We start from the raw sequence: 5,896 nt of genomic DNA, 5'->3' as shown, positions 1-5,896 counted from the left end.
TCCTGATGGACCAAGCGGTCGTGGCCGGCGTTGGCAACGTCTACCGCTGCGAGATCCTGCACCGCCACCGCATCGATCCCTTCACGCCGGGCAAGGCCTTGTCCGAAGAGCTGTGGTGGGACATCTGGAACGACCTGGTGCGGCTGCTCCACGTGGGCGTCGCCTTCGGCCAGATCCTCACCCTGGACGACCAGCTCGTCGAGGCCGAACGGATGATCGCGGACGGCTCAGCGGCCCCGATCACGCAGTCGCTGACGGGGGAGCGGCTCGGCGACTACTTCGAACGCCGCTTCTCGACGTACAAGCGCGCCGGCGAACCATGCCCACGCTGTGGCACGACCCTGCGCAGTGAGCCGGTGGCCGGTCGAACGCTCTACTGGTGTCCGGGCTGCCAGACCCGGGGCTGAGCACCACCTGGAGAGCGCGGCGACGCTACCCTCGTCCAATGGTCATCGACGGGACGACCCGCACGCCGACGCACGTGCTCGCCCACCTGTCCGACCCTCACCTGCTCGCCGACGGCACCCGACTGCACGGCCGGATCGACACGGAGTCGCAACTGCGAGCCGCCTTGCGGCGCATCGAGTCGACCGAGCAGCCGATCGACGGGATCGTGCTCTCGGGGGATCTCACCGACACGGCCGACCCTGCGGCCTACCGTCTGCTGCGCGACCTCGTCGAGCCAGTCGCCGCCCGACTCGACGCCGCCGTCGTCTGGACCGGTGGAAACCACGACGAACGCCGCCCCCTCGCGCAGGCCCTGTTCGACCTGGATACGGAGACACCACAGGATCGGAGCGTCACGGTCCGGGGGCTGCGCATCATCACCCTCGACACGGCCCTGCCCGGCTACCACGACGGCGGCCTCGATGAGGGCCAACTTGACTGGCTGACAAGGGAACTCGCCGAATCGGCGCCACACGGCACGATCATCGTCATGCACCATCCGCCGATCGTGTACCGCTCCCCGTGGATGCAGCTGCTCGACTTCCGACAGCCCCAGCGGCTCCGCGACGTGCTGGCACGGTCCGATGTCCGGGCCATCCTCAGCGGCCACCTGCACGTCACGACCTTCGGCACACTGGGCATCACGCCCGTCTTCGTCGCCGGGGGCGTCAGCTATGTGGACGACATCGGGGTGCCCCGGGACCAGCTGATGGCGATCGACGGCCCGCAGTCCTGGAACCTCATCGAGGTCCACGCCGACCAGGTCGTCGGGACGGTCGTGCCCGTTACCGAGCACGAGACCTGGCCGGCGCTGAGTGACCAGGTCGCGGCCTACATGGCCACGGTCCCGGCGGCCGAACGCCGAGCCGCCTTTGCCCGCAAGCACACGTCGACCCCCTGACCGCAAGGAGCCACCCGATGACGAGCGAAAAGATGCTGACCCCGTTCGAGACCGTCGTGTCCCGTGACGGCACGACCATCGCCTACGAGGCCTACGGCACCGGGCCGGCCGCCATCATCGTCGGCGGAGCGTTCTGCGACCGCGGTTCCTTCCGGGAGCTGGCCGAGGCGTTGGCCGAGCGGTCCTTCACCGCGGTGACCTACGACCGCCGCGGCAGGGGAGACAGCACCGACACGCCGCCGTATGCCGTGCAGCGTGAGGTGGAGGACCTTCAGGCGATCATCGGCGCTGTCGTCGGGGCACCCGACTCAGGGCCGGCCTCCGAGGCCTACCTCCACGGGATCTCCTCGGGCGGCGCCCTCGTCATCGAGGCTCTCGCGGCCGGACTGCCGGTCGCGAGAGCCTCCGCCCTCGAGGTGCCCTACCGGACCGAGGCGTTCCCGCCGGCGCCACCCGACTACATCGAGACGCTCGAGCGCTTCGAGCAGGCCGGCGACCGCGAGGGGATCGTGCGCTACTTCCACACCCGGGTCGTCGGGATGCCGGAGGAGGGGCTGGCCCACATGGTCGGCACGCCGATGTGGGACGCCCTGCTCGCCATCGCCCCCACGGTCCGCTACGACGGCCTCTGCCTCGGCGGGGACGACCAGTCCATGCCGACCGAACGGCTGGCCACGATCACGACCCCGTTCCTCGCCGTCGCGAGCAGCGGCACGCAGGCGCCCTGGCTGCACGACGCCCCCGCGGCCCTCGCCCATGCACTGCCGCACGGCGAGCACGTCGAGCTCGAGGGCGGCTTCCACGACGTGCCGGCGCGGACCCTCGCGCCGGTGCTCGCGGACTTCTACCGAAGCTGAGCGACCGCTGAGTTCCCTTACACGCCAAGGAAACTCAGCGGCATACCATCGTCATTTCACGGCGGACAGCACCGGGTTGTGGTCGGGGTCGACGGGCTCACGCACCGGGCCGGGCGGGGTGCCGTCGCCGAACGGCGAACCACCGAGCTCCTCGCGGCCGTGCGGCGCTGCCCAGTTCGACAGGTCGGGGCCGAGCGGCACGATCCCGGTCGGGTTCACGTCGCGGTGGACGCAGTAGTAGTGCTGCTTGATGTGGGTGAAGTCGATCGTGTCGCCGAAGCCCGGCGTCTGGAACAGGTCGCGGGCATAGGCCCAGAGCACCGGCATCTCGGACAGCTTGCTGCGGTTGCACTTGAAGTGGCCGTGGTAGACGGGGTCGAACCGCACCAGCGTCGTGAAGAGCCGGACGTCGGCCTCGGTGATGTGGTCACCGACGAGGTAGCGGCGGCTGCGGAGCCGGTCCGACACCTCGTCGAGGCGGGCGAACAGGCGCCGGTAGCTCTCGTCGTACGACTCCTGCGACCCCGCGAACCCGCACTTGTACACGCCGTTGTTGATGTCCTGGTAGATCGGCTCGGCCACGGCTTCGATCTCGTCCTGCAGGGCCGCGGGGTAGAGGTCGGGCGCCCCGTCGCGGTGGAAGTCCGACCACTCCGTCTCGAGGTCGACCGTGATCTGCTTGAAGTCGTTCGTCACGACTGCACCGCTGGGGACGTCGACGATGGCCGGCACGGTGATGCCCCGGGGGTAGTCGGGGTCGCGCTTGAAGAACGCGTCCTGCAGGCGCGGGATGCCGAGGACCGGGTCGACCCCGCCCGGGTCGAGGTCGAAGGTCCAGCTCCGCTTGTCGTGGGTGGGCCCGCAGATCCCCATCGACAGGGCGTCCTCGAGCCCGAGCAGCCGCCGCACGATGATGGCGCGGTTGGCCCACGGGCACGCGCGCGACACGACGAGCCGGTAGCGACCGGCCTCCACCGGCCAACCGTCGCGCCCGTCGCGGGTGATCCGGTCGGTGATGTAGCGGGTGTCGCGGTTGTAGGACTTCTCGACGTACGTGCCCTGCTCGCTCATGTCCCCACCATAGGCGGCGTATGCCGCTGAGCTCGCTCCCCGGCGGACGTCCCCTTGCGCCCGCGGGCACAATGGGGGTCATGGACGGGCCGGTGGGACGGGTGACGAGGCGGGACGTTCGGGTCCTCACGCCGGACCGCGTCCAGGACCTCGTCGGGCCGTGCTCGCCGTGCACCTACTGGCAGACCGTCCCGCACAACGGACACCGGCCCGACCCGGATCCGCTGGCCCTGCTCGCCGAGTGGGTCCGTGAGGTGACGGACGACTGGGGGCCACCGGGCCGGATCGTCTACGTCGACGGAGCGCCGATCGGTCACGTCCTCATCGCTCCCGCACGGCACGTCCCCCGGCTGGCGGCGTTCGCGACCGGGCCCTCCGACCCGTCGACCCTCATGCTCGTCACCGTCGCAGTCAGCGACGCGCCGAGGGACCGGGGGGTGCGCAAAAGCCTCGTCCAGGCGGCGGCGAAGGACGCCCTGCGGCACAAGGCCCGGTCCCTCGACGCGATCGGCGCCCGCCCGGCCGCCTTGGGCCACCACCCGTGCATCCCGGAGGTCGCAGCGCTCGAGCGGGCCGGCTTCCGGGTCGAGCGGGAGCACCCGACCTACCCTCGGCTGCGGCTCGACCTGCGCAACGCCCTGACCTTGCGGGACGAGGCCGCCGAGATGCTGTCGCGAGCCCTGGCGCGGATGCCGAAGGTGCACCCGGTGCCGGAGGCGCCGCACCCCGACGGGGCGACGCGGGCCAGGGTCAGCGACGAGCCCTGACGAGCCCTGACGAGCACTGAGGACGGGAGGCTGACGCCTGGTCAGCCGGTCGACGGCGTGCCGGAGGCCTTCTCGATGCGCATCGCCTCGAGGTGCCGGCGCAGGTCGGCCAGGCGCAGCACGCCGGTGTGTCCGGTGTCGGCGTCGCCGAGGTACATGCGCTGGAGGGCCACGACGATGCCCTCCGCGATCCGGTCCAGCGTGGCGGGCTCGGCGAGCAGCGCCGCATCGGCGGGGTGAGACAGGTAGCCGAAGTCGAGCCGGACGGCCGGCATCCGGGTGCGTCGCAGCAGGGCCCACGTCCGCGCGTGCGACCGGCAGTCGGTCAGGCCGGTGCGGGCGACGACCTCCCGCAGCACGAGGTCGGCGAAGCGCTCGCCGATCGTCGACCACGCCCCGTGGTCGGGGTTGCCGTAGAAGAACGTCGCGACCCCGTGGCCCGACGTGCCCGTGGCGTGGTCGCTGTGCAGCGAGAGGACGAGGTCGGCACCGCGGTCGTTCGCGAACGCTGCCCGCTCCTCCTCGGTGCCCGCCGAGGTCCGCCCGGTGTGGGTGAACACCACGTTGGCGCCGTGGGCGGACAGGCGCCCCTCGACCCTGGCCGCGATGCCGAGCGCGACCGCGGCCTCGGTGAGCCCGTTCGGGCCCCGGACACCGTCGTCACCAGCCCCGTGGCCGGGATCGATGACGATGGTGCGCCCGGCGAGGCTCGGGCCGCCCTGACGCAGCTGTTCCCGCTCCCGGAGGGCGTCCGCGGAGCCGCCCCGCACGCTGCGGTGCAGCGCCTGGAAGGCTCGCATCGTCTCCGGGCCCACCGTCCCGTCGGGCAGCAGGCCCACGGCCGTCTGGAAGGCCCGCACCCCCGCGTCGGTCTCCGGGCCATGGATCCCGTCGACCTTGCCGGCGCTGAAACCGAGGGTGCCGAGCCGCTCCTGCAGTTGGCCCACGTCGTCGCCCTCGACCGGCCGATCAGGAACGTAGCGCAGCACCCGGTCTCCCAGCCGCCACCGGGCGCCGTCGAGCACCGCGAAGGTCGACACGCCGACGAGCCCGTCGACGATCAGCCCCCGCCGCTGCTGGAACCCGCGCACCGCCTGCTCGACGGTCGTGTCGTAGACGACGGCGTCGCGCTCGCCGAGGACGAACGACGGCGGGAGGTCACCGGTGGCCACCAGTCGCTCGCACACGTCGGCGACGGCGGGCCCGCGGTCTCCGGGTCGGAGCACGTCCAGGGGCTGCGACGTCATCCGGGCTCCTTCCGCCACGCCCCGCGCGGAGGCTGCGCCCGGTGCGGCGATCCGGTCCGTGGGCGCGCTGTGCAGCCTAGTACCCGAAAGGGGCGGTCCCGCGCAGTGCGGTCCCGCCCCTTCTGGCGCAACGTCCTTCAGCCAACGTCACTCAGGAGATGTACTCAGGAGATGTGCTTTCCGATCTCCTGAGCCGAATCGGCGCTCCGGACCTCGCTCGTTCCTCGCTCGGGTCCTCACGCCTTGGCTCAGGAGATATAGTCCTCGAGCTCGCGCAGCAGCTTCGGCTTCGGGTGGGCGCCGACGATCGTCTTGACGACCTCGCCCTTGACATAGACGTTCATGGTCGGGATCGACACGACGCCGTACTGCGCCGTCGTGGCCGGGTTCGCGTCGGTGTCGAGCTTGATGACGTCGATCTTGTCGCCGTGCTGCGCCGCGATCTCCTCGAGGATCGGGGCGACCTTGCGGCACGGGCCGCACCACGTCGCCCAGAAGTCCACGAGGACCGGCTTGTCGTTCATGAGGACGTCGTCGGCGAAGGCCGCGTCGTTCGTCTCCTTGAGGGCCATCTCATTCCTTTCGTATGCCGCTCACCGCGGCGGG

At 71.2% G+C, this 5,896-nt stretch carries 7 protein-coding genes; 4 read left to right on the top strand and 3 right to left on the bottom strand.

What is annotated here, in order from left to right:
- The 3 genes from N864_RS18455 to N864_RS18445 all read left to right on the top strand — a co-directional run.
- The coding region (locus tag N864_RS18455; protein WP_034720522.1) for a zinc finger domain-containing protein at positions 1-407 on the top strand (407 nt) is incomplete at its 5' end.
- Between the two features lie 38 nt (positions 408-445).
- Positions 446-1,348, top strand: coding sequence for a metallophosphoesterase (locus tag N864_RS18450; protein WP_034720509.1), 903 nt, complete (start codon positions 446-448; stop codon positions 1,346-1,348).
- Positions 1,349-1,365: 17 nt separating this feature from the next.
- Positions 1,366-2,205, top strand: coding sequence for an alpha/beta hydrolase (locus N864_RS18445; RefSeq protein ID WP_051518781.1), 840 nt, complete (start codon positions 1,366-1,368; stop codon positions 2,203-2,205).
- Positions 2,206-2,256: 51 nt separating this feature from the next.
- Here the strand turns inward: N864_RS18445 and N864_RS18440 are convergent, their stop codons facing one another.
- A complete protein-coding gene (locus tag N864_RS18440; RefSeq protein WP_034720507.1) occupies positions 2,257-3,276 on the bottom strand; it encodes a glutathione S-transferase family protein in 1,020 nt (339 codons plus the stop codon).
- 80 nt (positions 3,277-3,356) lie between these two features.
- Between N864_RS18440 and N864_RS18435 the strand changes: the two genes are divergently transcribed.
- A complete protein-coding gene (locus N864_RS18435; RefSeq protein WP_034720514.1) occupies positions 3,357-4,043 on the top strand; it encodes a GNAT family N-acetyltransferase in 687 nt (228 codons plus the stop codon).
- 41 nt (positions 4,044-4,084) lie between these two features.
- Here the strand turns inward: N864_RS18435 and N864_RS18430 are convergent, their stop codons facing one another.
- Both N864_RS18430 and trxA read right to left on the bottom strand, forming a co-directional pair.
- On the bottom strand, positions 4,085-5,290 hold the full coding sequence (locus tag N864_RS18430; RefSeq protein ID WP_051518780.1) for an N-acetylmuramoyl-L-alanine amidase: 1,206 nt from the start codon (positions 5,288-5,290) through the stop codon (positions 4,085-4,087).
- Between the two features lie 248 nt (positions 5,291-5,538).
- Entirely contained in the window at positions 5,539-5,862 is a 324-nt protein-coding gene (gene trxA / locus N864_RS18425; protein WP_034720504.1) for a thioredoxin, read from the bottom strand.
- Between the last annotated feature and the right edge of the window lie 34 nt (positions 5,863-5,896).

This window comes from Intrasporangium chromatireducens Q5-1 (assembly GCF_000576575.1).
Lineage (GTDB): Bacteria > Actinomycetota > Actinomycetes > Actinomycetales > Dermatophilaceae > Intrasporangium_A > Intrasporangium_A chromatireducens.
The sequence above is the reverse complement of the archived record's forward strand: the minus strand, read 5'-3'. Positions and strand labels throughout refer to the sequence as shown.